Annotated in this window: 20 protein-coding genes; 14 read left to right on the top strand and 6 right to left on the bottom strand. The window is 69.5% G+C overall.

What is annotated here, in order from left to right:
- Nucleotides 1–100 precede the first annotated feature (100 nt).
- From HMPREF2914_RS20115 to HMPREF2914_RS20105, 3 genes are read right to left on the bottom strand one after another with little or no spacing between them, the layout of a single operon-like run.
- On the bottom strand, nucleotides 101–913 hold the full coding sequence (locus HMPREF2914_RS20115; protein ID WP_003095738.1) for an aldo/keto reductase: 813 nt from the start codon (nucleotides 911–913) through the stop codon (nucleotides 101–103).
- A complete protein-coding gene (locus tag HMPREF2914_RS20110) occupies nucleotides 910–2085 on the bottom strand; it encodes an NAD(P)/FAD-dependent oxidoreductase (protein WP_003109889.1) in 1176 nt (391 codons plus the stop codon). Before HMPREF2914_RS20110 ends, HMPREF2914_RS20115 begins: the two co-directional genes overlap by 4 nt.
- Before the next feature lie 60 nt (nucleotides 2086–2145).
- A complete protein-coding gene (locus HMPREF2914_RS20105) occupies nucleotides 2146–2478 on the bottom strand; it encodes a DMT family transporter (protein WP_003095735.1) in 333 nt (110 codons plus the stop codon).
- 84 nt (nucleotides 2479–2562) lie between these two features.
- Here HMPREF2914_RS20105 and HMPREF2914_RS20100 point away from each other — a divergent pair, with 84 nt between their 5' ends.
- Both HMPREF2914_RS20100 and waaA read left to right on the top strand, forming a co-directional pair.
- Nucleotides 2563–3447 carry a LysR family transcriptional regulator gene (locus tag HMPREF2914_RS20100; protein WP_003109888.1) on the top strand — a complete coding sequence of 295 codons (885 nt, stop codon included), beginning with the start codon at nucleotides 2563–2565 and terminating at the stop codon, nucleotides 3445–3447.
- Nucleotides 3448–3482: 35 nt separating this feature from the next.
- The gene (gene waaA / locus HMPREF2914_RS20095; protein ID WP_015503758.1) at nucleotides 3483–4760 is read left to right on the top strand and encodes a lipid IV(A) 3-deoxy-D-manno-octulosonic acid transferase; all 1278 of its coding nucleotides are present in this window, start codon (nucleotides 3483–3485) and stop codon (nucleotides 4758–4760) included.
- A 48-nt stretch (nucleotides 4761–4808) separates the two neighbouring features.
- Here the strand turns inward: waaA and HMPREF2914_RS20090 are convergent, their stop codons facing one another.
- Both HMPREF2914_RS20090 and HMPREF2914_RS20085 read right to left on the bottom strand, forming a co-directional pair.
- Nucleotides 4809–5408 carry a helix-turn-helix domain-containing protein gene (locus HMPREF2914_RS20090; protein WP_003095727.1) on the bottom strand — a complete coding sequence of 200 codons (600 nt, stop codon included), beginning with the start codon at nucleotides 5406–5408 and terminating at the stop codon, nucleotides 4809–4811.
- A 77-nt stretch (nucleotides 5409–5485) separates the two neighbouring features.
- Nucleotides 5486–7432 (bottom strand): oxidoreductase, encoded by a 1947-nt coding sequence (locus HMPREF2914_RS20085; protein ID WP_003135648.1) that lies wholly within the window; start codon nucleotides 7430–7432, stop codon nucleotides 5486–5488.
- Nucleotides 7433–7605: 173 nt separating this feature from the next.
- Here HMPREF2914_RS20085 and HMPREF2914_RS20080 point away from each other — a divergent pair, with 173 nt between their 5' ends.
- From HMPREF2914_RS20080 to HMPREF2914_RS20025, 12 genes are all read left to right on the top strand, one after another.
- A complete protein-coding gene (locus tag HMPREF2914_RS20080) occupies nucleotides 7606–8697 on the top strand; it encodes an ABC transporter substrate-binding protein (protein ID WP_003095722.1) in 1092 nt (363 codons plus the stop codon).
- Nucleotides 8698–8773: 76 nt separating this feature from the next.
- Nucleotides 8774–9421 (top strand): TetR family transcriptional regulator C-terminal domain-containing protein, encoded by a 648-nt coding sequence (locus HMPREF2914_RS20075; protein ID WP_003095720.1) that lies wholly within the window; start codon nucleotides 8774–8776, stop codon nucleotides 9419–9421.
- Nucleotides 9422–9538: 117 nt separating this feature from the next.
- Entirely contained in the window at nucleotides 9539–10273 is a 735-nt protein-coding gene (gene aruR / locus HMPREF2914_RS20070; RefSeq protein ID WP_003109882.1) for a two-component system response regulator AruR, read from the top strand.
- 3 nt (nucleotides 10274–10276) lie between these two features.
- On the top strand, nucleotides 10277–11053 hold the full coding sequence (locus tag HMPREF2914_RS20065; protein WP_009314374.1) for a substrate-binding periplasmic protein: 777 nt from the start codon (nucleotides 10277–10279) through the stop codon (nucleotides 11051–11053).
- The gene (locus HMPREF2914_RS20060) at nucleotides 11050–13302 is read left to right on the top strand and encodes an ATP-binding protein (protein ID WP_009314372.1); all 2253 of its coding nucleotides are present in this window, start codon (nucleotides 11050–11052) and stop codon (nucleotides 13300–13302) included. The genes HMPREF2914_RS20065 and HMPREF2914_RS20060 overlap by 4 nt, the downstream gene beginning before the upstream one ends.
- Nucleotides 13303–13485: 183 nt before the next feature.
- Nucleotides 13486–14898: an amino acid permease gene (locus HMPREF2914_RS20055; RefSeq protein ID WP_003135634.1), complete on the top strand. Its 1413-nt coding sequence runs from the start codon at nucleotides 13486–13488 to the stop codon at nucleotides 14896–14898.
- A gap of 258 nt (nucleotides 14899–15156) precedes the next feature.
- The gene (locus HMPREF2914_RS20050; RefSeq protein WP_023092691.1) at nucleotides 15157–15948 is read left to right on the top strand and encodes an enoyl-CoA hydratase/isomerase family protein; all 792 of its coding nucleotides are present in this window, start codon (nucleotides 15157–15159) and stop codon (nucleotides 15946–15948) included.
- A 20-nt stretch (nucleotides 15949–15968) separates the two neighbouring features.
- A complete protein-coding gene (locus HMPREF2914_RS20045) occupies nucleotides 15969–17129 on the top strand; it encodes an acyl-CoA dehydrogenase family protein (protein WP_003095708.1) in 1161 nt (386 codons plus the stop codon).
- Nucleotides 17130–17195: 66 nt separating this feature from the next.
- The gene (locus HMPREF2914_RS20040) at nucleotides 17196–19286 is read left to right on the top strand and encodes an acetate--CoA ligase family protein (protein ID WP_003141736.1); all 2091 of its coding nucleotides are present in this window, start codon (nucleotides 17196–17198) and stop codon (nucleotides 19284–19286) included.
- Nucleotides 19287–19328: 42 nt separating this feature from the next.
- Entirely contained in the window at nucleotides 19329–21008 is a 1680-nt protein-coding gene (locus HMPREF2914_RS20035) for a 5-guanidino-2-oxopentanoate decarboxylase (RefSeq protein ID WP_078452312.1), read from the top strand.
- Between the two features lie 22 nt (nucleotides 21009–21030).
- On the top strand, nucleotides 21031–22212 hold the full coding sequence (aruH, locus tag HMPREF2914_RS20030) for an arginine--pyruvate transaminase AruH (RefSeq protein WP_003135629.1): 1182 nt from the start codon (nucleotides 21031–21033) through the stop codon (nucleotides 22210–22212).
- Between the two features lie 50 nt (nucleotides 22213–22262).
- Nucleotides 22263–22967 (top strand): NAD(P)H-dependent oxidoreductase, encoded by a 705-nt coding sequence (locus HMPREF2914_RS20025; protein WP_003102071.1) that lies wholly within the window; start codon nucleotides 22263–22265, stop codon nucleotides 22965–22967.
- A 65-nt stretch (nucleotides 22968–23032) separates the two neighbouring features.
- Here the strand turns inward: HMPREF2914_RS20025 and opmH are convergent, their stop codons facing one another.
- Complete coding sequence (gene opmH / locus HMPREF2914_RS20020; RefSeq protein WP_003095699.1) at nucleotides 23033–24481, bottom strand: efflux transporter outer membrane subunit OpmH; 1449 nt, start codon at nucleotides 24479–24481, stop codon at nucleotides 23033–23035.
- Between the last annotated feature and the right edge of the window lie 134 nt (nucleotides 24482–24615).

The raw sequence follows: 24615 nt of genomic DNA, 5'->3' as shown, positions 1-24615 counted from the left end.
GAGGCGAGGGCGGCAGGCAGGATACGGCTCGTTCGGGAGGAACATGGCAGCGGAATGCACCGCGGGTGTCAACCCGCGGATGTTGCAGCCGATGTATGGTTCAGGCCTTTTTCAGGGCTTGCGCGGCCATCGCGACATTATGGGCCAGGTGCAGCGGATTGATGGTGCCGACGATGGCGGCGGCGACGCCCGGCTGGTCGAAGACCAGTTCGAAGCTGGCGCGCACCGGGTCCTGTCCGGCGCCCAGGCAGGCATGCCCGCTGGCCAGCGCCTTCTTCACCAGGATGCCCTTGGCATGGGCCGCGGCGTACTCGATGACCGGGCGCTCGGCGCGCTCGTTCAGGTTGTAGGTGACCATCGCGCAATCGCCCTCGCGCAGGGCGCGCAGGCCACCTTCGACGGTCTTGCCGGAGAGTCCGTAGGCGCCGATCAGGCCCTCGCGCTTGAGCGCGGCGAGAGTCGGGTAGACCTCGCTGTTCTCGAGGATATCCAGGTCGTTGCCATCGGAATGCACCAGCACCAGCTCGATCCGCTCGGTCTCCAGGCGCTTCAGGCTGCGTTCGACGGAGCGCCGGGTATGCGTGGCGGAGAAGTCGAAGACTGACTGGCCGTCGACGAACTCTTCGCCGACCTTGCTGACGATCACCCAATGCTCGCGCTGGCCGCGCAGCAGCGGGCCGAGGCGTTCCTCGCTGCGGCCGTAGGCCGGGGCGGTGTCGATCAGGTTGATGCCGAGGTCGCGGGCCAGGGCCAGCAGGTCGGCGGCTTCGCGGTCGTCGGGGATGGTGAAGCCGGAAGGGTACTTCACTCCCTGGTCGCGGCCGAACTTGACGGTGCCCAGGCCCAGGGGCGAAACGGCCAGGCCGGTGTCGCCCAGCGGGCGGTGCAGGTCGTGGAGGGTATCCCTGATCATGCGAAGGCTACCTCCCAGGCCGGTTCGGCGAGCGGCGGACGCGGCAGTTGCGGCAGCGCGGCATGTTCGCTGGGGCGGATGCCGTCTTCTTCCAGGCGGGCGCAGACCCGGTCGGCGAAGTCAGGGGCCAGCGCCAGCTTGGTCGGCCAGCCGACCAGCAGGCGTCCCTGTTCGGCGAGGAAGGCGTTGTCCGGGCGCAACAGGTTGGACTGTGCCGGCTCGGCGCGATCCACCCGCAAGGTGGCCCACTGCGCCTGGCCGAGGTCGATCCAGGGCAGCAGCTTTGCCAGTTCGCGGCGTGCTTCGGCGATCTGCGCGGCTTCGTCGCGGGCCACGCCATCGGCTTCGGCGATGTCGCCGCCGAGGTACCAGACCGACTGGCCGTCGCGGGTCGGATGGGTGGTCACGGTGATCCGTGGCTTCGGCCCGGCCCCCAGGCAGTGGGCGTACAGCGGTTTCAGGGTCGCCGCCTTGACCATCACCATGTGCAGCGGCCGCCGCTGCATGGCCGGTTGTTCCAGGCCCAGTTCGCGGAGCAGCGCCTCGTTGCCGGCACCGGCGCTGAGCACCACGCGCTGTGCACGGATCTCCCGGCCGTCGACGCACAGGCCGGCCAGTTCCCGGCCTTCGCGCAGCGGTTCGATGCGCTCGCCGGCGAGCAGGCTGTCGCCGGCCAGTTCCGCCAGGCGGCGAATCAGGTCGGGGACGTCGAAGACGATTTCCGTGAGGCGGTAGGCCTTGCCCTTGAACCCCTTGTCGCGCAGCGCCGGAGGCAAATCCTCGCCCTTGGCCTGCTCGACCCGGCTGCGCACCGCCTTGCTGGCGAAGAAGCTGGTAAGGCTGCCGGCCAGGCCGCCCGGCGACCACAGGTAGTGCGCCTCGGAAAGCAGGCGTACGCCCCGCAGGTCGAGTTCGCCGTCGCTGCCGAGACAGGCGCGCCAGCGCCGCGGCATGTCGGCGATGGCTTCGGAGGCGCCGGTCAGGGCGCCATGCAGGGCGTACTTGGCGCCGCCGTGGATGATCCCCTGCGACTTCACGCTCTGTCCGCCGCCGAGGCTGGCGCTTTCCACCAGCACGGTGGCGTAGCCGGCCCGGCGCAAGCGGGCGTTCAGCCAGAGGCCGGCGATACCGCCGCCAACGATGAGGATGTCGGTGGAAAGGGCTTGGGGCATGGGGCTGCCTTATCGGGAACGGAAAGGGCGCAGTATACAACCTGCGCCCGCGACGGTCGTTCAGTGCCCCGAAGCGCGGGAGAACAACTGGATCACCAGCACGCCGGCGATGATCAGGCCGATACCGAGGAGGGCTGCGGGGTCCAGGCGCTGGCCGTAGACGAACATCGCCACCAGGCTGACCAGGACGATGCCGAGCCCGGACCAGATGGCGTAGACCACGCCGACCGGCAGGGTGCGCATGACCAGCACGAGCATGCTGAAGGCGAGCACGTAGCCGCCCACCACCAGCAGCAGCGGCAGTGGCTTGCTGAATCCGGCGACGGCTTTCAGCGAGGTGGTGGCGACCACTTCGGCGGCGATGGCGATGGCGAGGTAGAGATAATTGGTCATGGCGGCGTCCTCCGGAAACTGCGGCCATTCTAGGGAGCCGGCGGATGGGATAAAGTCGTTACCTATCTGTATTGGAGATAGGTTATGCAGTGGAACCTGGAGCAGATCCGCCTGTTCGTCAGCGTCGCCGAGCGCCAGTCGTTCTCTGCCGCCGCCCGCGAACTGAAGCGGGTGCAATCGGCGGTGAGCAACGGCATCGCGCTGCTGGAGGCGGACCTCGGCGTCACCCTGTTCGAACGCAGCAGCGGACGCCAGCCGCGCCTGACCGACGAGGGCCGGGTGCTGCTGGCGGAGGCGCGCGAGGTGCTGCGCCAGTGCGAGCGCCTGCAGGGGCGCGCGCTGGGCCTGGCGCGCGGCGAGGAGCCGCGGCTGCGCCTGGCCCAGGACGAGGCGATGCCTTACCAGCCGGTGCTGGACAGCCTGGAAGCGCTGGCGCAGCGCTTTCCCAGTCTGGAGGTGCAGGTGTCCAGCGGCGGCCAGGGCGACGTGACCCGTCGTTTGCTCGAGGAGCAGGCTGACCTCGGCCTGCTGTTCCACCATGAGCGCATGCCTGAGTCGCTGGAGCGGCGGCGCCTCGGCAGCGTCGAGATGGTCACGGTGTGCGGCGCCGGCCACCCGCTGGCCGGGCTGCAACGGGTCAGTCGCCGCGAGCTGGCACAGCACCGGCAACTTTTGATCGTGCCCCAGCAGAGCGGCTATCCGGGCGGCGAGCAGATCAGCCCGCAGGTGTGGCGGCTGGACAGCTTCTATTCCATGGCCGAGTTGCTGATGCGCAACCTCGGCTGGGCCTGGCTGCCGCGGCACGTGGTGCAGTACCCCACCTACGATCGGCTGATGGTGGAGCTGACCAGCGACTGGACGCCGCCGTCGCTGGTGGTCGAACTGGTCTGGCGGCGCAACGAGGTGCTCGGCCCGGCGGCGGCCTGGCTCGGCGAAACCTTCACCCGCCACCTGCGCGCCATCGGCTGAGCCGGTCGGCGGGAGTTTTGCTAAGCTGCGCGCCCATGAACCGTACCCTCTATACCCTGCTGTTCCACCTCGGCTTGCCGCTGGTGGCGTTGCGCCTGTGGTGGCGCGCGCGCCAGGCGCCGGCCTATGCCAAGCGCATCGGCGAGCGTTTTTCCCTGTCCTTGCCCGAGGTGCCGCCCGGCGGCATCTGGGTGCACGCCGTCTCGGTGGGCGAGAGCATCGCCGCCGCGCCGATGGTGCGGGCGCTGCTGGAGCGCCATCCGCAGCTGCCGGTCACCGTCACCTGCATGACCCCGACCGGCTCGGAGCGCATCCGCGCATTGTTCGGCGAGCAGGTCCGGCACTGCTATCTGCCCTACGACCTGCCCTGGGCGGCGGCGCGCTTCCTCGACCGGGTGCGGCCGCGCCTGGCGGTGATCATGGAAACCGAGCTGTGGCCCAACCATATCCATGCCTGTGCCGCGCGCGGGATCCCGGTGGCGCTGGCCAATGCGCGCCTGTCCGAGCGCTCGGCGCGTGGCTACGCGCGCTTCGCTGGGCTGACCCGGCCGATGCTCGCCGAGCTGTCCTGGATCGCCGTGCAGACCGAGGCCGAGGCCGAGCGCTTCCGTCGTCTCGGCGCGCGTCCTGAGTGCGTCAGCGTGACCGGCTCGATCAAGTTCGACCTGCGCATCGACCCGCAGCTGCCGCTGGCCGCTGCCGCCCTGCGCGAGGAATGGGACGCGACGGCGCGACCGCTGTGGATCGCCGCCAGCACCCATGCCGGCGAGGACGAGATCGTCCTGGCAGCCCACCGGCGCCTGCTGGAAACGCGTCCCGACGCGTTGCTGATCCTGGTGCCGCGCCATCCGGAACGCTTCGCCGGCGTCCACGAGCTATGCCGCCGCGAAGGCTTCGCCACGGTCCGGCGCTCCGGCGGCGAGCCGGTGGCACGCGCGACCCAGGTGCTGCTCGGCGATACCATGGGCGAGCTGCTGTTCCTCTATGCCCTGGCCGACATCGCTTTCGTCGGCGGCAGCCTGGTGCCCAACGGCGGGCACAACCTGCTGGAGCCGGCGGCCCTGGGCAAGCCGGTGTTCGCCGGTCCGCACCTGTTCAACTTCCTCGACATCGCCGCGCAATTGCGCGACGCCGGGGCGCTGCTCGAGGTGACGGATGCCGGCGAGCTGTGCGACGGCCTCACGCGCCTGTGGGCGCAGCCGGAGGTCGCGACGGCCATGGCCACTGCCGGAGAGAAGGTGCTGCGCAACAACCAGGGCGCCCTGGAGCGGCTGCTGGCGGGGTTGGCGCGGTTGCTCGAGCGCGGCGGGTAGCGCCCGCCCCGTCGGCCCTCCCCTGGCCCTGCATCGCGACAGGGCGTTTCAGAACGTCGGCGGGGTGATCACCCAGAGCACCAGGGTATCGCTGTCGCCTGGGTTGCCGTAGCGATGCGGTTCCTGGCTGGAGTAGCTGAAGCTGTCGCCCTCGCGGAGCTGGAAATGGCGGTCGCCGACCCAGAGTTCGAAGATTCCGCTGAGGATGTAGCCGGCTTCCTCGCCCTCATGGCTGTAGCTCTGCTGGCTGTAGGTGCCCGGCGGGAAACGCGAGTGGAGGATCTCCAACTGGCGGCTGGGCTGCGGGGTGAGCAGTTCGTCGATGATGCCGTCTTCGTAATGCACGCTCATGCGCGTGTTGCGCCGCACCACGTAGCCGGCGTCCGCCGGGTCCACCGCGGCCTCGCTGGCGAAGAACCACTGGATGGTCACGCCGAGGCTGCGGGCGATGTTGAACAGCGCCGGAATCGACGGATATGCCAGGTTGCGTTCCAGTTGGCTGATGTAGCCGGCGGTGAGTTCGCTCTGTGCGGCCAGCTCGGCCAGGGTCAGGCCGCGGCGCTTGCGCAGGCCGCGGATGCGGGTGCCGAGGAAGTGCGTTTCGCTGCGCGGCGTGTCGGTGGCGTCCGGCGGTGACGGGCGGGGCATGCGGCGGGGTCCTGGCTGCGTTTGCGGCATTCTAGGGGCTGGGCCGGGACCCGTCGAGGGAGCCGCGGCCGCGCCGCTCAGATGCTCCAGGCGGCCTTGAGCCCTTCGTAGATCGCCTCCTCGGCGGTGCGGGGGGCCAGGCAGTCGCCGATCCGCAGCACCTCCGCCAGGCCGTGCAGGCTGTCGGCCAGTCGGTCCACCGGCTGGTGGCCCTGGCATAGCACCAGGGTATCGACCTCCTCGAACAGCATCGCCTCGCCGCTGGCGCTGTGCTGCATGTACACCGTGGTATCGTCGCAGCCGTACAGGCGGGCGTAGGGCGTGACCGGGATACCCAGGCGGTGCAGCTCGCCGGCCAACTGGTCGCGCACGTACAGCGGCAGGCTCTCGCCGCAGTGGGTGCCGTTCACCGCCAGGCGCACCTGGTGGCCCTCGCGTACAAGATTTTCCGCGATACCGGGGCCGATCCAGTCGCCCCGCCAGTCGGTGACCAGCACCGAACGACCGACCCGCACCTCGCCGCGCAGCACCTGCCAGGCATCCACCACCTGCAGCTCGCCGCCGCGCTCGAAAGGCGGCCAGTAGGGTTCGGCGCCGGTAGCGACGATCACCAGGTCCGGCCGCTCGCGCTCCACCAGCGCGCGGTCGACCGGCGTGTTGCGGCGTACCTCGACGCCGGCCAGTTGCATCTCCCGTTGCAGGTTGGTGGAGGCGCCGCCGAATTCGGCGCGGCGCGGCAGCAGTTGCGCCAGGTTGACCTGGCCGCCGAGCTGGGCGCCGGCCTCGCAGAGCACTACCTCGTGGCCGCGCTGTGCCGCCACCGCCGCCGCCTTCATCCCCGCCGGGCCGCCGCCGGCGACCAGCACGCGCTTGCGCCGCGAGGCCGGATTGGGCGTTGCGTAGGTCAGCTCGCGGCCGGTTTCCGGGTGCTGGATGCAGGAGATCGGATAGCCTCGGTGGAAATGTCCGATGCAGGCCTGGTTGCAGGCGATGCAGGCGCGCACGTCGTCGCTGCGCCCGGCCTCGGCCTTGTTCGGCATCTGCGGGTCGCAGATCAGCGCGCGGGTCATGCCGCAGACGTCGGCCTGGCCTCGGGCGAGGATGGCCTCGGCCTCCTGGGGCTGGTTGATGCGCCCGGTGACGAACAGCGGGATCGCCAGGCGCGCCTTGAAGGTACCGGCTTCGCGGGCCAGGTAGGCCGGCTCGATGGCCATCGGCGGGACGATATGGATGGCGCCGCCGAGGGAGGCCGAAGTGCCGGCGACGATGTGCAGGTAGTCCAGCTCGCCCTGGACCGCCTCGGCCGCCTGCAGCGACTCGCTTTCGCTGAGACCCTCGGGGTCGCGCTCGTCGGCGGACAGGCGCAGGCCGACGATGAAGTCCTCGGAGGTGGCCGCGCGCACCGCCGCCAGCACTTCGCGGAGGAAACGCAGGCGGGCATCGAGGTCGCCGTTGTAGCCATCCGTGCGGCGGTTCACCCGCGGGTTGAGGAATTGCGCCGGCAGGTAGCCATGGCTGGCGACCACCTCCACCCCGTCCAGCCCTGCCTGGTGCAGGCGGCGCGCGGCGGCGGCGTAGCCGGCGACGATCTCGTCGATCAGCGGCTGGTCGAGTTCGCGCGGCATCACCCGGAACCGTTCGTTGGGCGAGGCCGAGGCGGAATAGGCCACCGCCAGCAGGCCGTCGGCGGACTCCATGATCTCGCGCCCGGGATGGAAGATCTGCGACAGCACCACGCAGCCTTCGGCGTGGCAGGCCTCGGCGACCCGCCGGTAGCCGGGGATGCAGGCATCGTCGGTAGCCATCAGCACGTGCGAGGTGTAGCGCGCGCTGTCGTGGACCCCCGCCACCTGCATGACGATCAGTCCGGCGCCGCCGCGGGCCCGGGCGCGGTGATAGGCGACGAGTGGCTCGTTGACCAGGTTGTCGGTAGGCATCGACGTGTCGTGGCCGCTCGACATGATGCGGTTTTTCAGGCGTTTGCCCCGGATTTCCAGGGGGCTGAACAGGTGCGGGAAATTCACGGTTGGCGTCCTTCTTGTTGTTCTCGCGGCGCGCTTCAGAAACAGGATATGAATTTACCATCAGTAAAAAATCAACTTGTTTTTTTAAAATCGACTGGATAGTTTCTGTCCCGTGGCCGCTTCCCGGCGGCTCGCTGCGATCCACTCCACAACAAGAACAAGAGGAGACGCACATGAACCGTTCCTTTCCATTGCGCCGCGCGGCCAGCGCCCGTCCGCATCCGGTTTTTCCTTGCCGCGTCCTGCTCGGCGCCGTCCTGCTGGCGTTCGGCGGCCTCGCGCCGGTCCAGGCCGATGATGGCCTGGTGGTGGTCGGCTACGGCGGCGCCGGACAGAAGGCCCAGGAGGTGGCGTTCTTCCAGCCGTTCACGCAGCAGACCGGGATTCCCGTAGTGCAGAGCGAGTACAACGGCGAGATGGCCCGGATCAAGGTGATGGCCGACACCGGTCACGCCGACTGGGACCTGGTCCAGGTCGAGGGGCCGGATCTGGCGCGCGGTTGCGACGACGGCCTGTTCGAGCGTCTGGACTGGCAGGCCATCGGCGGCAAGCAGCAGTTGATCGCCAATGCCGCCCAGGAATGCGGTTCCGCCGCGCTGGTCTGGGGCGTGGCGATCGGCTACGACGCCGACCGGCTGCAACAGCCGCCGGCGTCCTGGGCCGACTTCTGGGACGTCCAGCGCTTCCCCGGCAAGCGCGGCCTGCGCAAGCGGGCGATCTACAACCTGGAGTTCGCCCTGCTCGCCGACGGAGTGCCACGCGAGCAGGTCTATCCGCTGCTGGCGACCCGCGCCGGTGCCGACCGTGCCTTCGCCAAGCTGGGCCAGCTCAAGCCCTACATCCAGTGGTGGGAGGCGGGAGCGCAGCCGGCGCAGTGGCTGGCCGCCGGCGACGTGGTGATGACGTCCACCTACACCGGGCGCATCGCCGACGCCCACCGCGCGGGGCGCAACCTGGCCCTGGTATGGCCGGGCAGCCTGTACGGCATGGACTACTGGGCGGTGGTCAAGGGTTCGAAGCGCGGCGCCGAGGCGCGTCGCTTCATCGCCTTCGCCAATGCCCCGGATGCCCAGGTGCGCTACGTCGAGAACATTCCCTACGGGCCGACCAACCGCCAGGCCGCCCAGCGCCTGCCCGCGCAACTGGCGAGCTGGGTGCCGACCGCGCCGGCGAACCTGGAGCAGGGCCTGGCGATGGACGACGAATTCTGGGTCGAGCATGGCGAGGAGCTGGAGGAGCGCTTCAACGCCTGGGCCAGCCAGTGAGACGGGCGCCACGTAACCTGCGATCATCGGGGCTGCCCGCCGGTGGTCGCGGGCGACGAGCAGGAGCCGCGAAAGGATGAACCAGGAAGTGCGCTTTTCCCGTCTGGAACCAGAGCAGCGCAAGGCGCTGCTGATCGAGGCGACCCTGGCCTGCCTGAAGCGGCATGGCTTCCAGGGCGCCTCGGTGCGCAAGATCTGCGCCGAGGCCGGGGTATCGGTGGGCCTGATCAATCACCACTACGATGGCAAGGACGCGCTGGTGGCCGAGGCCTACCTGGCGGTCACCGGACGCGTCATGCGCCTGCTCCGCGGCGCCATCGACACCGCGCCGGGCGGCGCCCGCCCGCGGCTCTCGGCGTTCTTCGAGGCATCCTTCTCCGCCGAGCTGCTCGATCCGCAATTGCTCGACGCCTGGCTGGCGTTCTGGGGTGCGGTGGGCAGCATCGAAGCGATCGGGCGGGTCCACGACCATTCCTATGGCGAGTACCGGGCGCTGCTGGTCGGCGTGCTGCGGCAACTGGCGGAGGAGGGCGGCTGGGCGGACTTCGACGCGGAACTGGCGGCCATCAGCCTCAGCGCCCTGCTCGACGGGCTGTGGCTGGAGTCTGGGCTGAATCCCGCGACCTTCACGCCGCGGCAGGGCGTGCAGATCTGCGAGGCCTGGGTGGATGGCCTGGAGGCGGGCGCCCATCGCCGCTTCCGGCGTGCGACGGAAGCTTGTTGATCGTCCGTTCAGTAGTGGATAGGCTGCTGCTGGCAGCGGAAGGCGCCCCGGCCCCTTCCGCCCACCGTCCGACAACCCAGAACAAGAAACGCCCCGGCCCGCCGGAGGCGCAAGGTGATGGCGATGGTTCCGCGCGTATTGGTGGTCGACGACGACCCGGTGATTCGTGAGCTTCTCCAGGCCTATCTCGGCGAGGAGGGCTATGACGTCCTCTGCGCCGGCAACGCCGAGCAGGCGGAAGCCTGCCTTGCCGAGTGCGCCCATCTCGGCCAGCCGGTCGAGCTGGTGCTGCTGGACATCCGCCTGCCCGGCAAGGACGGCCTGACCCTGACCCGCGAGCTGCGGGTGCGCTCCGAGGTGGGGATCATCCTGATCACCGGGCGCAACGACGAGATCGATCGCATCGTCGGCCTGGAGTGCGGCGCCGACGACTACGTGATCAAGCCGCTGAACCCGCGCGAACTGGTGTCGCGGGCGAAGAACCTGATCCGCCGGGTGCGCCATGCCCAGGCCAGCGCCGCCCCCGCCCGGCAGGCCCTCAGGCAGTTCGGCGACTGGCTGCTGGACGCCGACCGGCGCCGCCTGATCGACCACGCGGGCAACGAGACCCTGCTCACCCACGGCGAATTCCAATTGCTCGGCGCCTTCCTGCGCAACAGCGGGCATACCCTGAGCCGCGACCAGTTGATGGACCAGATCCGCAACCGCGAGTGGCTGCCCAGCGATCGCTCCATCGACGTGCTGGTCGGCCGCCTGCGTCGTAAGCTGCGCGACGACCCGGCCGAACCGCAACTGATCATCACCATCCACGGCGCCGGCTACCTGTTCACCGCCGCGGCCAGCGACGCCTGAGCCATGCAGGCCCGCTGGCTGGCGCTCTGCGGATGGCTGCTGGGCGGCCTGGCACAGGCTGCGGAGACCATCCGCTATTGCGACTATCCGGTATACCCGCCGATCTCCTGGAGCGATGGCCAGCAGGTCCGGGGGCTGGCGCCGGAGCTGGTGAAGCGGCTGTTCGGCGCGCTGGGCTACCGGGTCGAGGTGGTGGTGCTGGGCAACTGGCGGCGCTGCCTGCTGGACGCCGCCGCCGGACGGGTCGACCTGGTACTGGCCTACCGCACGCCCGCGCGCGATCGCGACCTGGCGTTTTCCGCCGAGCCGGTGCTGCGCGAGGAGGTGGCGATCTTCTACAACCGCCAGCGGCCGGTGCGCATCCGATCCCTCGGCGACCTCGCCGGCTATCGCGGCGGGCTGTTGTTCGGCGAAAGCTACGGGGCGGACTTCGACCGCTTCGTCGGCCGCCACGGCAACGTCGAATGGGTTTCCGACAGCCGACAGAACTTCGGCAAGCTGGTGCGCCAGCGCATCGACTACATTGCCCACGAACGCCGCACCGGCACGCTGTTCGCCGAGCGCCTGGCCGGCGGCGAGAACATCCTTGCGCTGCCCGAACCGCTGACGGTGGACTACCTGCGGGTGGCGGTCTCGCGGCACTCGCCGCTGGCAGCGAAGATGGACGAGATCGACCGGGCCCTGCGAGGCTATCGCGACGACGGCAGCATCCAGCGTTGGCTGCACGACAGCGTGCGCGACTATCGGCGCCTCGCCGGCAACCGCGCGGACGCCTGGTGAGCGGCCGCGGCGGAGTGTTGGCGCGGCGCCTGCTGTGGCGGGTGCTGCTGTTCAGCCTGTGTTTCACTGTCCTCGCCGGCGCCGTGCAGCTGTTCTTCGAATACCGCCGCGAAATGCGTGAGATCGAGGCGCGCCTGGAACTGATCCGCAGCGGCTACCTGGCCAGCTTCGAGCGCAGCCTGTGGGATCTCAACCAGGAGCAGTTGAACGTGCAGTTGCGCGGCCTCGGGGATTTCCCCGACATCGCCCGTGTCAGTCTGCAAAGCGCCGACTTCAACCTGCTGCAGGGCGACCAGCGTCCACGCGGCCTGCTGCGGGTCGAGCGCTTTCCCTTGAGCTACCAGCCGCCGGGGGGCGAGCGTCGGCATCTGGGCGAGCTGGAGATCGCCATCGACCTGGCGGCGGTCTATCGCCGGCTGGCCTCCGGCGGCCTGGCCAGCCTCTTGTGGATGGGCAGTTTCCTTTGCGGCCTGGCGGTGGCCCTCAGTTGGCTGTTCCACAGCCTGGTCACTCGCCATCTGTGGCGCATGTCCGAGTTCGCTGGGCATATCGCCGAAGGCGATCTGCAACAGCCGCTGCGACTGGACAAGGCGGACCGCGAACGCGACGAGATCGACGCCGTCGCCACCGCCCTGGAGGACATGCGCCAGGCCTTGCGCACCGATCGCCGCCGGCGCGACGCCGACCGCGACGAGTTGCGTCGGCAGGTCGAGCGGCGCACCGCCAGCCTGCGCCGGGCGAAGGACCAGGCGGAAGCCGCCGACCGCGCCAAGAGCCGTTTTCTCGCGACCATGAGCCATGAGATCCGTACCCCGCTGAACGGCATCCTGGGCATGGCCGAGCTGCTGCGCGAGGCATCGCTCGGCGAGCGTGACCGCCAGCGCCTGCGGGCACTGGCGACAGCGGGGGAGGGACTGCTGGCGATCCTCAACGAGGTCCTCCACTTCGCCCGGCTGGAGGAAGCGGCGGATGTGCCGGAAGCGGTGGACTTTTCCTTGCGGAGCCTGCTCGAGGACGTCCTCACCCTGCTCGAACCACGGGCGCGGGAGAACGCCACACGGCTGGACCTGTGGCTGGACCCACAGGTTCATGACGGCCATCGCGGCGCCGAGCAGTTCCTGCGCCAGGTGTTGACCAACCTGCTGGGCAACGCGGTGAAGTTCACCGAGGCCGGCGAGGTGCGCGTTCGCGTCGAGCGGCTGGCGCGCAGCGCAGGAAGCGAGCGCCTGCGGCTGAGCGTCGCGGACGATGGAATCGGCATTCCCGAGGAAATGCGCGAACGCATCTTCGAACGCTTCACCCAGGGCGGCGACGCCGTGACCCGCCGTTACGGCGGAACCGGCCTGGGCCTGGCGATCAGCAAGCGGCTGGTGGAAGCGCTGGGCGGGCGGATCGGCGTGGAAAGCCGGGTCGGCCAGGGCAGTACGTTCTGGTTCGAGATCGAGCTGGCGCTGGCGAGCTTGTCCGGCGCGACGCCGCCGGCGGCATCGGTGTCTGCGCTGGAGGTGCTGCTGGTGGAGGACGTGGCGCTCAACCGCGAGGTAGCCCAGGGCCTGCTCGAGCGGGACGGCCACCGGGTGATGCTGGCCGAGGACGCGGGGCCGGCCCTGGCGCTGTGCCGGCAGCGGCGCTTCGACCTGATCCTGCTGGACATGCACCTGCCGGGGATGGCTGGCCTCGAGCTTTGCGCCGGGATTCGCCGGCAGCTCGACGGCCTGAACCGCGCCACGCCGATCTTCGCCTTCACCGCCAGCATCCAGCCGGACATGGTGCGTCGGTACTTCGCCGCGGGCATGCAGGGCGTGCTCGGCAAGCCCCTGCGGATGGACGAGCTGCGTCGCGCGCTGGGCGAGGTCGGCACCAGCGTGCCTGCGCTTGCGGCGGACGCTGCGCTGGACCGGCAGATGCTCGAGACCCACCGCCGCCTGCTGGGGCGGCACAAGCTCGCCGGACTGCTGGGCAACCTGCTGGGAAGCCTGGACGAGCAGTTGCCGCTGCTGGCCGAAGCCCTGGACCAGGCGGACCTGGCCGAGGCGGCGAACATCGCCCATCGCCTGTCCGGAAGCTGCCACTCCATGGGCCTGGTGGCGCTCGGCGCCGGCCTGGGCGAGCTGGAGCGCGAGGTCCTGGGCGCGGCCGGGGTCGACCCGCGAGCCTGGGGCGCACGCCTGGGTAGCCTGCGCCGCGACGGCGCCGAAGCCCTGCGCCGCGCCGGCTTCCTCGGCGAAGCCGACGCAGCGGCCGGTTGAGCGGCGCGGCGAACAACTTCCTTACAGCTTTTTACATCTTCGATCCGCGCGTTCAACGGCGTCTTACATCCGCCGCCAATAATCCGCTCATCCGTGCGCAAGACACGGCCTCTGACAGAGTGGAGACAAGAATAATGAGCCATCTCGAAGACCCCTGCGCGTACCCTCATCCGGAGGTGCGCCATGGCTGACGGCAAGGAAAGGCTGCAACTCACCCGGGCCCTGGCGAGCCGCCACATCTTCATGCTGTCCCTCGGCGGGGTGATCGGCACCGGGCTGTTCATGGGCTCCGGCGTGACCATCAACCAGGGCGGCCCGGCCGGCGCGGTGCTGGCCTACCTGGTGGCCGGGGTGCTGATGTACCTGGTGATGGTCTGCCTCGGCGAGCTGTCGGTGCAGATGCCGGTCTCCGGTTCGTTCCAGGCCCACGCGACGCGTTTCATCGGCCCGGCGACTGGCTTCATGATCGGCTGGGTCTACTGGATGAGCTGGGCCTCCACGGTAGGCCTGGAATTCACCGCGGCCGGGATGCTCATGACCCGCTGGTTCCCGGAGGTGCCCGTGTGGCTATGGTCGGGTTTCTTCGTGGTCGTGCTGTTCTCCCTCAATGCCCTGGCGACCCGTGCCTTCGGCGAGGCCGAGTACTGGTTCGCCGGGATCAAGGTGGCGGCGATCCTGGTGTTCATCGTGGTCGGGGGGCTGGTGATCTTCGGCGGTATCGAACTGAAGAGCGGTGCGCCGGCGCCGATGTTCTCCAACCTGGTCGGCGAGCGGCTGTTCCCCAACGGCCTGTCGGCGGTATTCGCGGTGATGATGACGGTGGTCTATGCCTTCCAGGGTTGCGAGATCATGGGCGTCGCCGCCGGCGAGACCGAGCGACCGGAGAAGAGCATCCCGCGGGCGGTGCGCAACGTGGTGTTCCGCGTACTGATCTTCTACGTGCTGGCCATCGTCGTGCTTTCCGCCATCATTCCCTGGCAACAGGCCGGGCTGGTGGAAAGCCCGTTCGTGCAGGTGTTCGACATGGTCGGGATTCCCTACGCGGCGGACCTGATGAACTTCGTCATCCTCACCGCCATCCTCTCGGTAGGCAACTCGGGCCTGTACGCCTCGACGCGGATCCTCTGGGCGATGTCCAGGACCGGCATGGCCCCGCGCGGCCTGTCGAAGCTCAGCGCGCGCGGCGTGCCGCTCTACGCGTTGCTGATCACCCTGTGCTTCGCCCTGCTCTCGTTGCTGACCAGCGTGGTCGCAGCCGACACCCTGTTCATGGTGCTGATGGCGGTGAGCGGGATGTCCGGCACCGTCACCTGGATCGTCATCGCCTACGCCCAATACCGCTTCCGCCGCGAGCACATGGCCAGCGGCGGCACGGTCGCCGAGCTGAAATATGCCGCGCCGCTGTTCCCGCTGGTGCCGCTGGCCTGCATCGCCGTGTGCTGCTCGCTGTTCGTCTTCCTCGCCCTCGATCCCACCCAGCGGCCGTCCTTGTACTGGGGCTTCGGCTTCATCGCCGCCTGCTACCTGGCCTATTACGTGGTTCGTCGCCGGCAGCCGCAGGGACTGGGCGACCCCGCCCTGGGACGGGCCGGCTGAACGGCCATTCGCAGGTCCCGACGCCCGCCGCATCCGGCGGGCGTTTTCGTTTTCGCCTGGTTGGTTTGTTCGAAGTTGTAACAGCCGGCTCGCGCGGGCCTTCGCCGCTTTTCGGCGGATCGCATGGCGTGTGGCTTTGCGCCTGCCGCAGGGCCGTTACATACACCCGAATGGGTGGATTGTGGTCTTGTTGAACGAGTGTTTAGTATTGCCTGAAAGCCGCGATCGCCATCAACCAACAATAAGAACGAGGGCCGCATGACTGACCTTTCCCCATTGCAGACGCGGGTCGAAGCCGGGATCGCCTGGCTCGTCCTGAACCGTCCGCAACAGCGCAATGCACTGGATATCCCCACCCTGGAGGCCCTGCACGTTCGACTCGATGCCTGCGAGCGCGACCCGGCAGTGCGCGCTGTGGTCCTCGGCGGCAGCGGACGCAGCTTCTGCGCCGGGGCCGATCTCGCCGAATGGGCGGCGGCTGAAGCCCGTGGCGAGCTGGAAAGCTATGGCTGGACCGAGGCCGCCCACGCCCTGATGGGGCGCCTGCACGCCCTCGACAAACCCACAGTCGCCGCCGTCAACGGCAGCGCCGTGGGCGCTGGCATGGACCTGGCGCTGTGCTGCGATTTCCGCATCGCCGCCGCCTCGGCGCGCTTCAAGGCCGGCTACACCGGCATGGCCTACTGCCCGGACGCCGGCGCCAGTTGGCATCTGCCACGGCTGCTTGGCAGCGAGGCGGCCAAGCGCCTGCTGTTCCTCGACGAAGCCTGGAGCGCGGAGCGCGCTCTGGGCGCCGGACTGGTCGGCGAGGTGGTCGCCGACGAGCGCCTGGTTGAGACGGTCGGCGCCTTCGCTGCGCGTCTCGCCAGCGGCCCGACCTTCGCCTTCGCCCAGACCAAGCGCCTGCTGCACGACGGCGCCGGGCGCTCGCTGGCCGAGCAGTTGCGGGCCGAGCAGGCCGCCGGGCTGCTCTGCGGGCGCAGCGAGGATGCCGCCGAGGCGCTGCGCGCCGTGGTCGAGAAACGTTCCCCTCAATTCAGCGGGCGCTAGGCGCCGAGCAGGTGATTCCCATGGATTTCAGGCTGACCCAGGAACAGGACATGCTGGTCGAGGCGGTGCGCAGCTTCGTCGAGAAGGAACTGCTGCCCCACGAGGACGATGTCGACCGCGCCGACGCGGTGTCGCCGGAGCTGGCCGCACAGATTCGCGGCAAGGCCCTCGCCGCCGGTTTCTATGCCTTCAACATGCCCGAGGAAGTGGGCGGCGGCGGCCTCGACTACCTGTCCCAGGCGCTGGTCGAACGCGAGCTGTCGAAGGTCTCCTGGGCCCTCCACGTATTCGTCGCGCGGCCCTCGAAGATCCTCATGGCTTGCACCGGAGAACAGCTCGGCGACTACTTGTTGCCCTGCGTGCAGGGCGAAAAGACCGATTGCTTCGCCCTCACCGAGCCGGGCGCCGGTTCCGACGCCAATTCGATCAAGACCCGCGCGGTGCGCGACGGCGACGCCTTCGTGATCAACGGCAGCAAGCACTTCATCAGCCACGCCGGGCACGCCGACTTCGCCATCGTCTTCGCCGTCACCGACAGCTACGAGCACAACGGCCGCAAGCGCAACGCGGTGACCGCCTTCCTGGTGGACAAGGGCACGCCCGGGATGACCGTGCGCCGCGGACCGAAATGCGTGAGCAACCGTGGCTACCACACCTACGAGATCTTCTTCGACGATTGCCGGGTGCCGGCCTCCAAGGTACTCGGCGAGGTCGGCAAGGGCTGGGAAGTGGCCAACGCCTGGCTCACCGCCGGACGGGTGATGGTCGCCGCCAACTGCGTCGGCCAGGCCCAGCGCGCCCTCGACCTGTCGCTGCGCTGGGCGGCCGATCGCAAGCAGTTCGGCCAGCCGATCGGCAGCTACCAGGGCGTTTCCTTCAAGCTCGCCGACATGGCCACGCAGATCCGTGCCGCCGAGCTGATGACCCTGCACACCGCCTGGAAGATGGACCAGGGCACCATGACCGACGGCGAGGCCGGCATGGCCAAGCTGTTCGCCAGCGAGACCCTCGGCAAGGTCGCCGACGAAGCGGTGCAGATCTTCGGCGGCATGGGCCTGATGGATGAAGGACCGGTCGAGCGTATCTGGCGCAACGCGCGGATCGAACGGATCTGGGAGGGCACTTCGGAAATCCAGCGGCACATCGTTTCCCGCGAACTGCTGCGGCCGTTGCTGCGTTGAAGTCCTGGCTCCCCTCTCCCTCCAGGGGAGAGGGGAAGGCTGCCATGTTCCGAATCGAGAACCGACATGAATCGTGAAAACCTCAAGCGCCTGCTGGCACCCAGGCATCTCGCCTTCATTGGCGGCCGTGGCATGGCGCGTGCCCTGAAACGCTGTGCCGAAGGCGGTTTCGCCGGCCAGTTGTGGCTGGTCAATCCGCAGCACGCCGAACTCGAAGGCGTACCCTGCGTGGCCAGCGTCGCCGACCTGCCGTGCGGCCCGGACGCGGCGTTCGTCGCCACCAACCGCGAACTGACCCTCGACGCGGTCGCCGCGCTCGCCGCCAAAGGCGCCGGCGGGGCGATCTGCTATGCCTCCGGCTTCGCCGAAACCGGCGAACAGGGCCTGGCCGTGCAACGCCGGCTGCTGGCCGCCGCCGGCGAAATGGCGCTGCTTGGCCCGAACTGCTACGGCTTGCTCGACTACCTGCACGGCGCCGCGCTATGGCCGGTGGCACATGGCGGTCGGCAGGTGGAGCGGGGCGTCGCGGTGCTGACGCAGAGCGGCAACTTCGCCTACAACCTGTCGATGAGCGACCGTTCGCTGCCGGTGGCCTATATGGCATCGGTGGGCAACCAGGCGCAGCTGGGCATCGCCGAGCTGATGGACGTGCTGCTCGACGAGCCGCGGGTGACTGCCATCGGCCTGCATCTGGAAGGTCTGAAGAACGTCCCGGGGTTCGCCCGCGCGGCCTACAAGGCGTTGCAGAAAGGCGTGCCGGTGATCGCCCTGAAGACCGGAGTGTCGAAGATCGGTGCGGCCCTCGCGCTCAGCCACACCAGTTCCCTGGCCGGTTCCGACGCGCTCTACGACAGCCTGTTCGAGCGCCTCGGGGTAATCCGTGTGAGCGGCCCGGTGAGCTTCGTCGAAACCCTCAAGGCCGCCGCCTGCGGCCACCTGCCTGGCGGGCCGAGCCTGGTCGCGCTGGCCTGTTCCGGCGGCGACGCCGGGTTGATCGCTGACTACGCCGAGCGCAACGGCCTGGGGTTGCCGTCTTTCGACGCCGGACAGCGCGACGAACTGGCCGGGGTGCTGCCCGACTACGCCAACATCGCCAACCCGCTGGACTTCACCACCGCCATCTGGGGCGATGCCGCGGCCCTGGAGGAAATGCTCGACAGCGCTTTGCGCAGCCCTGCCGACGCCGCCCTGCTGGTGCTCGACTATCCGGGCGAGGAAACCGGCGAGCGGCCGCAGTGCGACCTGCTTCTGCAACGCTACTGCGCCGCGCTGAAGCGCCACGGCAAAGTCGGCTTCATCGCCTCGGCGTTCCCGGAACTGCTGCCGGCCCGGGCCCGCGAGCTGTTGCACGGCGAGGGCGTCGCCGCGCTGCAAGGCGTCGAGGATGGTCTCGCCGCCTGGGGACGGATAGCCCGCTACCGCCAGCGCCGCGCGGCGCTGCTGGAGCGCGGTGAGGCGGCGTTGGTGCCGATCTGCCCAGGGCCGCTGGCGGGCGACGGCTACCTGCTCGACGAGTGGCAATCCAAGCAGGCGCTGAAACCCTTCGGCCTGCCACTGCCCCAGGGGGTGCTGAGCACCCCCGGCCAGGCCCGCGAAGCGGCCCTCGACCTCGGCTTCCCGCTGGTGCTCAAGGCGGTCAGCGCCGCGCTGCCGCACAAGACCGAGGCCGGCGGCGTGGCGCTCGGCCTGCGCAACGAGGCGGCGCTGGAGGCGGCATTGTTCGACATGCGCGAAAGCCTGGCCCGGCACGCGCCGCAACTGGTCTTCGAGCGTGTGTTGCTGGAGCGCATGGCAGGCGCGCCGCTGGCCGAGCTGATCGTCGGGGTCAAGCGCGAGGAGGGCTTCGGCCTGGCATTGGTGATCGGTGCCGGCGGGATACTCGTGGAGCTGCTGCGCGACAGTCGCAGCCTGCTCCTGCCGACCACCGACGCGGCGATCCGCGATGCCCTGCTGAGCCTGCGCAGCGCGCCGTTGCTCAGCGGCTTCCGCGGTCGCCCGGCGGTATCCATGGAGGCCCTGGTGGCGGCGATCCGCGCGGTCGCCGAATTCGCCTGCGAACATGCCGAGCGCTTGCTGGAGCTGGACGTCAACCCATTGCTGGCGGATGCCGAGGGAGCGCTGGCGGTGGATGCGTTGATCCGGCTGGCCAATGGCTGAAGGCCCGGGCGGACACGACGGCTCCCCCTTCCGCTTGTGGGAATGGGAGCAAGAGCGCTGCGGCGCGAGCGGCGACTCCGATGGTCGCCGAACTGGACGAGGATATTGCCCATGCAACCACAGAAGACCCTCACCGCCGGCCAGGCCCTGGTCCGCTTGCTGGCCAACTACGGCGTGGATACCGTTTTCGGTATCCCCGGCGTGCACACCCTCGAGCTGTACCGCGGACTTCCGGGCAGCGGCATCCGCCACGTGCTGACCCGCCACGAGCAGGGCGCCGGCTTCATGGCCGACGGTTATGCGCGGGTCAGCGGCAAGCCGGGAGTGTGCTTCGTCATCACCGGGCCGGGCGTGACCAACGTCGCCACCGCCATCGGCCAGGCCTACGCCGACTCGGTACCGCTGCTGGTGATTTCCAGCGTCAACCACAGCGCCAGCCTGGGCAAGGGCTGGGGCTGCCTGCACGAGACCCAGGACCAGCGTGCCATGACCGCGCCGATCACTGCCTTCTCCGCCTTGGCCTTGAGCCCGGAACAGCTGCCCGAACTGATCGCCCGGGCCTACGCGGTGTTCGACAGCGAGCGTCCGCGCCCGGTGCATATCTCGATCCCGCTCGACGTGCTCGCCGCGCCGGTGGCCCATGACTGGAGCGCTGCCGTGGCGCGCCGCCCTGGTCGTGGTGTGCCGTGCAGCGAGGCATTGCGGGCGGCGGCGGAGCGCCTGGCTGCGGCCCGGCGACCAATGCTCATCGCCGGCGGCGGCGCGCTGGCGGCCGGCGAGGCGCTTGCCGCGCTGAGCGAGCGCCTGGCCGCGCCGCTGTTCACCAGCGTCGCCGGCAAGGGTCTGCTGCCGCCGGACGCGCCGCTCAACGCCGGGGCCAGCCTGTGCGTAGCGCCGGGCTGGGAGATGATCGCCGAGGCCGACCTGGTGCTGGCGGTGGGCACCGAGATGGCCGACACCGACTTCTGGCGCGAACGCCTGCCGCTGTCCGGCGAACTGATCCGCGTCGATGTCGACCCGCGCAAGTTCAACGACTTCTATCCCTCTGCCGTAGCGCTCAGGGGCGATGCCCGGCAGACCCTGGAAGCGCTGCTGGCGCGCCTGCCGCAGGAGGCCCGCGACGCCGCGCCGGCCGCCGCGAGGGTGGCGCGCCTGCGCGCGGAGATCCGCGCGGCACACGCGCCGCTGCAGGCGCTGCACCAGGCGATCCTCGACCGGATCGCCGCTGCGCTGCCGGCCGATGCGTTCGTCAGCACCGACATGACCCAGCTGGCCTATACCGGCAACTACGCGTTCGCCAGCCGAGCACCGCGCAGCTGGCTGCATCCCACCGGCTACGGCACCCTCGGCTACGGCCTGCCGGCCGGCATCGGCGCCAAGCTCGGCGCCCCGCAGCGCCCGGGCCTGGTGCTGGTCGGCGATGGCGGCTTCCTCTACACCGCGCAGGAACTGGCCACCGCCAGCGAGGAACTGGACAGTCCGCTGGTGGTGCTACTGTGGAACAACGACGCGCTCGGCCAGATCCGCGACGACATGCTCGGCCTGGACATCGAGCCGGTCGGCGTGCTGCCGCGCAACCCCGACTTCGCCCTGCTGGGCCGCGCCTACGGTTGCGCGGTGCGCCAGCCGCAGGACCTGGACGAACTGGAGCGCGACCTGCGCGCCGGCTTCGGGCAGCCCGGCGTGACCCTGATCGAACTGCGGCACGCCTGCGCGCGCTGACCGCCGGACAAGGAGAGCATCCATGCGCTATTCCGACTTCACCCAACGTATCGCCGGCGACGGCGCCGCTGCCTGGGACATCCACTATCGCGCGCTGGCACGGGTCGAGCAGGGCGAGGAAATCCTCCTGCTGTCGGTCGGCGACCCCGACTTCGATACCCCGGCGCCCATCGTCCAGTCGGCCATCGACAGCCTGCTGGCCGGCAACACCCACTACGCCGACGTGCGCGGCAAGCGCGCCCTGCGCCAGCGCATCGCCGAACGCCACCGGCAGCGCAGCGGCCAGGCGGTGGACGCGGAGCAGGTGGTGGTGCTGGCCGGCGCCCAGTGCGCGCTGTACGCGGTGGTGCAGTGCCTGCTGAATCCGGGCGACGAGGTGATAGTCGCCGAGCCGATGTACGTCACCTACGAAGCGGTGTTCGGCGCCTGTGGCGCGCGGGTGGTGCCGGTGCCGGTGCGCTCCGAGAATGGCTTCCGCGTGCAGGCCGAGGAGGTCGCCGCACTGATCACCCCGCGCACGCGCGCGATGGCGCTGAACAGCCCGCACAACCCGTCCGGCGCCAGCCTGCCGCGGGCCACCTGGGAAGCCCTGGCCGAGCTGTGCACGGCCCATGACCTGTGGATGATCTCCGACGAGGTCTACAGCGAACTGCTGTTCGACGGCGAGCACGTCAGCCCGGCCAGCCTGCCGGGGATGGCCGAACGTACCGCGACCCTCAACAGCCTGTCGAAATCCCACGCCATGACCGGCTGGCGGGTCGGCTGGGTGGTCGGTCCCGCGGCGCTCTGCGCGCACCTGGAGAACCTCGCCCTGTGCATGCTCTATGGCTCGCCGGAATTCATCCAGGATGCCGCCTGCACCGCGCTGGAGGCGCCGCTGCCGGAGTTGGAGGCGATGCGCGAGGCCTACCGCCGCCGCCGCGACCTGGTAATCGAGTGCCTGGCCGACAGCCCCGGCCTGCGTCCACTGCGCCCGGACGGCGGCATGTTCGTGATGGTCGACATCCGTCCCACCGGACTTTCCGCCCAGGCCTTCGCCGACCGCCTGCTGGACCGCCATGGCGTATCGGTGCTCGCCGGCGAAGCCTTCGGCCCGAGCGCCGCCGGTCACATCCGCCTCGGCCTGGTGTTGGGCGCCGAACCGCTGCGCGAAGCCTGTCGGCGCATCGCGCTGTGCGCCGCCGAGTTGCTCGGCCAGGCCTGAACCCCTCGGCCGCGAGCGATGCGGCCGGTCACCACGATTCGGAAACCACGATGAACGTACTGATCGTCCACGCCCACAACGAACCGCAATCCTTCACCCGCGCGCTCTGTGACCAGGCATGCGAGACCCTGGCAGGCCAGGGCCACGCGGTGCAGGTCTCGGATCTCTACGCGATGAACTGGAATCCGGTGGCCAGTGCCGCCGACTTCGCCGAGCGCGCCGATCCCGACTACCTGGTCTACGCCCTGGAGCAGCGCGAGAGCGTCAAGCGCCAGAGCCTGGCCGCCGACATCCAGGCCGAGCTGGACAAGCTGCTGTGGGCCGACCTGCTGATCCTCAACTTTCCGATCTACTGGTTCTCGGTGCCGGCGATCCTCAAGGGGTGGTTCGACCGGGTACTGGTGTCCGGGGTCTGCTATGGCGGCAAGCGCTTCTACGACCAGGGTGGCCTGGCCGGCAAGAAGGCGCTGGTCAGCCTGACCCTGGGCGGGCGCCAGCACATGTTCGGCGAGGGTGCCATCCACGGACCGCTGGAGGACATGCTGCGGCCGATCCTGCGCGGCACCCTGGCCTATGTCGGCATGCAGGTGCTGGAGCCCTTTGTCGCCTGGCACGTGCCATACATCAGCGAGGAAGCGCGCGGCAACTTCCTGCGCGCCTACCGGGCGCGGCTGGAAAATCTCGAGCAGGATGTACCCCTGCGGTTCCCGCGGCTGGAGCAGTTCGACGCGCTGCTCCAGCCGCTGGCGCGCTGACCCGGGCGACGCGCGCCAGGCCAGTCAAGCGAAGACGCCCCCGACCGGGGGCGTCTTCGCTTGTGCTAGTACTGCTGGCGCGGCTTGCTCTGTAACTGCTCGGCGGCGGCCTTGGCCAGGTCCGGCGGGAGGAAGTCCTTGTCCGGATCGTAGTCCTGCTTCAGGTAGGCGCTGAGCGCCTCCAGGTCGGCCGGGCTGAGGGTGCCGGCCGCCTGCTTCAGGCGCAGGGTATCGAGGATGTAGTCGTAGCGGCTGTTGTTGTAGTCGCGCACGGCGGCGTACAGCTGGCGCTGGGCGTTGAGCACGTCGACGATGTTGCGGGTGCCGACCTGGTAGCCGATCTCGGTGGCTTCCAGCGAACTCTGGTTGGAGATGATCGCCTGGCGCCGCGCCTGGACCTGCTCGACGTCGGTATTCACCGCGCGGTGCAGGTTGCGGGTGTCCTGCACCACCTGGCGGCGCTGGCCTTCGCGGGACTGCTCGCTCTGGTTGAGGCGCTGGTAGGACTCGCGGACCTGGGAGGAGGTCAGGCCGCCGCTGTAGATCGGGATGTTCAGTTCCAGGCCAATGCTGCGCTCGTCGACATACTTGCCATAGTGCACCAGCGGATTGGCGGCGCTGTTGGCGAAGCCGAGGGCGTCGTTGTCGCCCTTCTGGTACTGGGCCACGGCATCGAGGGTCGGCAGGTGCCCGGCCTTGCGCTGGCGGAGGGTTTCCTCGGCGGCGTTGACCGCGTAGTTGCTGGCCAGCAGGCGCAGGTTCTGCTGCACCGCGGTGTCGACCCAGGCCTTGGCGTCGTTCGGCGCCGGCGGCACCACCGGCAGGGTGTGGCGCATGCCCTCGATGGCGCTGTAGTCGCGGTTGGTCAGGGTCACCAGGGCCTGGAAGGCATCGTCCACGCGTTGTTCGGCGATCAGCCGGTTGGCGCGGGCGGTGTCGTAGCTGGCCTGGGCCTCGAGCACGTCGGTCTTGTCGGAAAGGCCCACGTCGAAGCGCTCGTTTGCCTGGTCCAGCTGGCGCTTGAAGGCGGCTTCCTCGGCCTTGCTGGTGGCCAGGTTGTCCTGGGCGCGGAGCACCGTGAAGTAGGTCTCGGCGCTGCGCAGGATCAGGTCCTGCTGGGTCGCGGAGAATTCCAGCCGGGCCTGGTCGCTGGTTTCCTTGGCGGCCTGCCACTGGAACCAGCGGTCGGCGCGGAACAATGGCTGGCTGAGGGTGGCCTGGACGACCTGGCTGTTGCGCTTGACGGTCGCCGGACGCTCGTCGAAGGCGATCCGGGTGTCTCCGACGCGGGCGCCGGCGCCGAGTTGCGGCAGCAGGCCGGCGCGGGCCTGGGGCACCACTTCCTTGCGCGCCAGGTAGTCGGCCTGGGCGGCGGCGAGGTCGGCGTTGTTGTCGACGGCTTCCTTGTAGACGCTGATCAGGTCGGTCTTGGTCGGCAGCGGGGTCGGCTGGGCGGCCCAGGCGACACCGGTAGCAGCGGCCACGGCGGCCGCCAGGGAGAGTCTGCGCAGCATTCGTTCGTCCTGGAAAAGATGCGAGGTGGGGCAAGGCTAAGGTCGCTACCGGTGGCGGTCAAGGCACCTGCGCGGCAACTGATCGAAGAGCCAGTCCGGACCGATGTGCCGGCGAACGTGCGGGGATCTGCGTC

Source organism: Pseudomonas sp. HMSC067G02 (assembly GCF_001813485.1).
Lineage (GTDB): Bacteria > Pseudomonadota > Gammaproteobacteria > Pseudomonadales > Pseudomonadaceae > Pseudomonas > Pseudomonas aeruginosa.
Note: the sequence above shows the minus strand (reverse complement) of the source record. Positions and strands in the feature narration are given on the sequence as shown.

What these genes read in the sequence shown, in the direction of transcription:
- HMPREF2914_RS20110 (WP_003109889.1), bottom strand. Translation starts at nt 2,085, where the DNA reads ATGCCCCAAGCCCTTTCCACCGACATCCTCATCGTTGGCGGCGGTATC.
- HMPREF2914_RS20065 (WP_009314374.1), top strand. Translation starts at nt 10,277, where the DNA reads ATGCAGGCCCGCTGGCTGGCGCTCTGCGGATGGCTGCTGGGCGGCCTG.
- HMPREF2914_RS20025 (WP_003102071.1), top strand. Translation starts at nt 22,263, where the DNA reads ATGAACGTACTGATCGTCCACGCCCACAACGAACCGCAATCCTTCACC.
- HMPREF2914_RS20040 (WP_003141736.1), top strand. Translation starts at nt 17,196, where the DNA reads ATGAATCGTGAAAACCTCAAGCGCCTGCTGGCACCCAGGCATCTCGCC.
- HMPREF2914_RS20045 (WP_003095708.1), top strand. Translation starts at nt 15,969, where the DNA reads ATGGATTTCAGGCTGACCCAGGAACAGGACATGCTGGTCGAGGCGGTG.
- HMPREF2914_RS20105 (WP_003095735.1), bottom strand. Translation starts at nt 2,478, where the DNA reads ATGACCAATTATCTCTACCTCGCCATCGCCATCGCCGCCGAAGTGGTC.
- HMPREF2914_RS20080 (WP_003095722.1), top strand. Translation starts at nt 7,606, where the DNA reads ATGAACCGTTCCTTTCCATTGCGCCGCGCGGCCAGCGCCCGTCCGCAT.
- HMPREF2914_RS20055 (WP_003135634.1), top strand. Translation starts at nt 13,486, where the DNA reads ATGGCTGACGGCAAGGAAAGGCTGCAACTCACCCGGGCCCTGGCGAGC.
- HMPREF2914_RS20075 (WP_003095720.1), top strand. Translation starts at nt 8,774, where the DNA reads ATGAACCAGGAAGTGCGCTTTTCCCGTCTGGAACCAGAGCAGCGCAAG.
- waaA (WP_015503758.1), top strand. Translation starts at nt 3,483, where the DNA reads ATGAACCGTACCCTCTATACCCTGCTGTTCCACCTCGGCTTGCCGCTG.
- opmH (WP_003095699.1), bottom strand. Translation starts at nt 24,481, where the DNA reads ATGCTGCGCAGACTCTCCCTGGCGGCCGCCGTGGCCGCTGCTACCGGT.
- HMPREF2914_RS20100 (WP_003109888.1), top strand. Translation starts at nt 2,563, where the DNA reads ATGCAGTGGAACCTGGAGCAGATCCGCCTGTTCGTCAGCGTCGCCGAG.
- HMPREF2914_RS20035 (WP_078452312.1), top strand. Translation starts at nt 19,329, where the DNA reads ATGGGAGCAAGAGCGCTGCGGCGCGAGCGGCGACTCCGATGGTCGCCG.
- HMPREF2914_RS20050 (WP_023092691.1), top strand. Translation starts at nt 15,157, where the DNA reads ATGACTGACCTTTCCCCATTGCAGACGCGGGTCGAAGCCGGGATCGCC.
- HMPREF2914_RS20115 (WP_003095738.1), bottom strand. Translation starts at nt 913, where the DNA reads ATGATCAGGGATACCCTCCACGACCTGCACCGCCCGCTGGGCGACACC.
- aruH (WP_003135629.1), top strand. Translation starts at nt 21,031, where the DNA reads ATGCGCTATTCCGACTTCACCCAACGTATCGCCGGCGACGGCGCCGCT.
- HMPREF2914_RS20090 (WP_003095727.1), bottom strand. Translation starts at nt 5,408, where the DNA reads ATGCCCCGCCCGTCACCGCCGGACGCCACCGACACGCCGCGCAGCGAA.
- aruR (WP_003109882.1), top strand. Translation starts at nt 9,539, where the DNA reads ATGGCGATGGTTCCGCGCGTATTGGTGGTCGACGACGACCCGGTGATT.